This window comes from Nitrosomonas halophila, assembly GCF_900107165.1.
Lineage (GTDB): Bacteria > Pseudomonadota > Gammaproteobacteria > Burkholderiales > Nitrosomonadaceae > Nitrosomonas > Nitrosomonas halophila.
The window spans coordinates 1-2,334 of record NZ_FNOY01000131.1; the positions used below are offsets into that span (position 1 = coordinate 1).

The window sequence follows — 2,334 nt, forward strand, 5'->3', positions numbered from 1 at the left end:
CCCCTACTTTTAGCATCATGGTACGTCCAAAATTTTAAAAGATAAATCTTACCGCCTTAAAGGCGGTGGTTTTAACCTTACTTCGGACTAATAAATTAAGTTTTACTCCGCCCCTTTTCTATTTCACTGGGAAAAGTTTATTTGGCACCCACCATAAATATACGACCATGCCAACCAACTCGACCAGCGACTGAAATACGATTGCGACCACAGCGAGCTCAAATGAGGACGGAAGCGCGAGCGCCAGTGGCAATACAACAAAAGAATTACGTGTGCCAAAGCTAAATGCGAGAACGCGTCCTTGAGTCGCCGGCAACTTGAACGCACGCGCAAGGATTCTCGCTATTACTGACGCAACGACGAGAAAGGCCACAAAGACCACGAGCAGTTGCCACAGCAGGCCGATTGACTCCATGACAAGACCCACCTGTGTTGCGGCAATAGCGAACAAGACAATCGCAAGCAATGGCACCGGGAACCAAGTCAGAAGACGTACGAAGGCAGCAACACTGGGGCTTTTTGCGGCCCATTTTTCTGTCAAAAAGGCAGCCAATAATGGCAGTAGAATCAAGCCGGAAAACGCAATGAGCATTTCCTGCTGCGCGATGACAGTTGTAAAAATCTCACCGAGAAATAGCCACAGATATACCGGCAACAGCATCACCTGCAGCAGCAGACTGATCGGTGAAAAGACAATGGCATGTTTGGTATCTCCGCCACCGAGATGCGTGAATGTGATAAACCAGTCAGTACACGGTACCAAAAGCACCAGTAACACCCCCAGGCGAACTGCTGGGTCATCGGGAGCTGCCGCCACCAAACCCCACACAACGAAGGGCAACACCGCGAAATTTCCGGTTACCGCCGCGCTAACGAAGCGTGCATCACGAAACGCCTCACGCAGATGTGACAGTGGCACCTGCGTAAAGGTCGCATACAGCAGCATACCCAGCAGCGGCCAAAGCAGGACCCCAAGGACGCCCATCCAGCTTGGCAAGTTCGCTCCGAGTACCAGGCCAAGAATGACTGCCGCCAGATAAACCAGAACTTGGCAGCTTTCAAGCGATTGGCGTGTCAAAGCGATTCAGCTCCTTGGGAGTATATGACCTAACAGCTATGCCCACCGGCGGCAATGAAGCGTAACGGAATTGACGTCCAGTAAAGCGGCCTGTTCGTCCTTTTCATAGCTTATTGAGAGCGGCATCTAATGTGGCTTTAACCTTCCTCTTTTCGATTTCAGGGTCGACTTTTTGTAGATATTCTACCGCTGCCAAATCATCTCCTCGCTTTCTATTCTGGCGGGGTTCCAGCGCCTCAATCAAAATTGCCTCCAGCGCAGGGATTAGTTTTGCTGCGACATAGGCGTCAGGTAGTACGCCAATCTGGCCCGTATCAGAAATAGGCAGCAACCCAAACCAAGAAAACCTGTCCCAACGGGCTGACATGCGATCAATCGTGTGTTCATACAATCGCCTGCCCAGCGGCCGATCAGTGGTTCGGCCAACGTAGATGACTTCACGACCATCGTAAAGGAGATATATCCCCAGCTGTTTGCAAAAATCAACCGGCGTAGCGCCAATCTGCTGCATCCCAAGCAACTTCGGTGTGGCAGTCCATTCTATGGCTTCTTTGCGCCAGAACATCCCAAAAGATGTAACAATTTCATACTGCTCTTCAGACTCTTCTGACTCCGTCACATCCGGCGTAAGTTTTGGTACCAATATCGATACCTCAGATGCCCTGGCACGCATGGAAAATATACCTTTAGCTACACGAATGTATGGAGACGAATCCCCGTCATGCTTGATAGAAGCTGATATTTGGGCATTTACCGTTGCGGCTGGTGTAGCGCCAAGATTCTTACGCAAACCGTCTGAGATGATTCGCTCCGTGATCTCATTGTAATGAAGAGGCATTGCCGATGAACCCAACACCTTGTCTATAGCTCTTCTCCAAGTCAGCTCAAAAGACATGATTTGTATTCCTTTTTTTAAAAACATGGAGGCATGTCTAATATTCCAACATCAATTCCGGCCATTTTGTTCGAATCGCCGATGGGCTTTGGAGACTTCGTGGAGCGCCTCCGGCTGCTTGTCCTGCCGAAGTTGCGAGACGAAAACTTCATCGTCCAACAGCAATTAAAAAAGATCAGTGACAATCTCAGCAAATCAATTGATCCGACCCCTTAGATTATTATCGCCACCAATGGAGGCTAACATATACCCATAGCTACGCTAGGCGCTGTTTGTCAAGGTAGTTGTCGTGTTCATCTACACGGCGACCTTTAAGTCACCCCCGTCCTTCTCTGGGTTCAGCCAGACTTGCTCTGGTAGA

Annotated in this window: 3 protein-coding genes; 1 reads left to right on the plus strand and 2 read right to left on the minus strand. The window is 49.5% G+C overall.

Going from position 1 to position 2,334, the window contains the following annotated elements:
- Window positions 1-118: 118 nt before the first annotated feature.
- Entirely contained in the window at window positions 119-997 is an 879-nt protein-coding gene (locus BLV85_RS14570; RefSeq protein ID WP_245725246.1) for an arsenic resistance protein, read from the minus strand.
- 184 nt (window positions 998-1,181) lie between these two features.
- Window positions 1,182-1,973 (minus strand): HTH domain-containing protein, encoded by a 792-nt coding sequence (locus BLV85_RS14575; RefSeq protein WP_090415939.1) that lies wholly within the window; start codon window positions 1,971-1,973, stop codon window positions 1,182-1,184.
- Between the two features lie 33 nt (window positions 1,974-2,006).
- On the opposite strand from BLV85_RS14575, the gene BLV85_RS15380 reads away from it, so the two are divergent.
- Complete coding sequence (locus BLV85_RS15380; RefSeq protein WP_090415940.1) at window positions 2,007-2,189, plus strand: hypothetical protein; 183 nt, start codon at window positions 2,007-2,009, stop codon at window positions 2,187-2,189.
- The last annotated feature ends 145 nt before the right edge of the window (window positions 2,190-2,334 follow it).

Bases quoted from the DNA above. Each gene is read 5' to 3' on its own strand.
- BLV85_RS14575 (WP_090415939.1), bottom strand. From the start codon at position 1,973: ATGTCTTTTGAGCTGACTTGGAGAAGAGCTATAGACAAGGTGTTGGGT.
- BLV85_RS15380 (WP_090415940.1), top strand. From the start codon at position 2,007: ATGTCTAATATTCCAACATCAATTCCGGCCATTTTGTTCGAATCGCCG.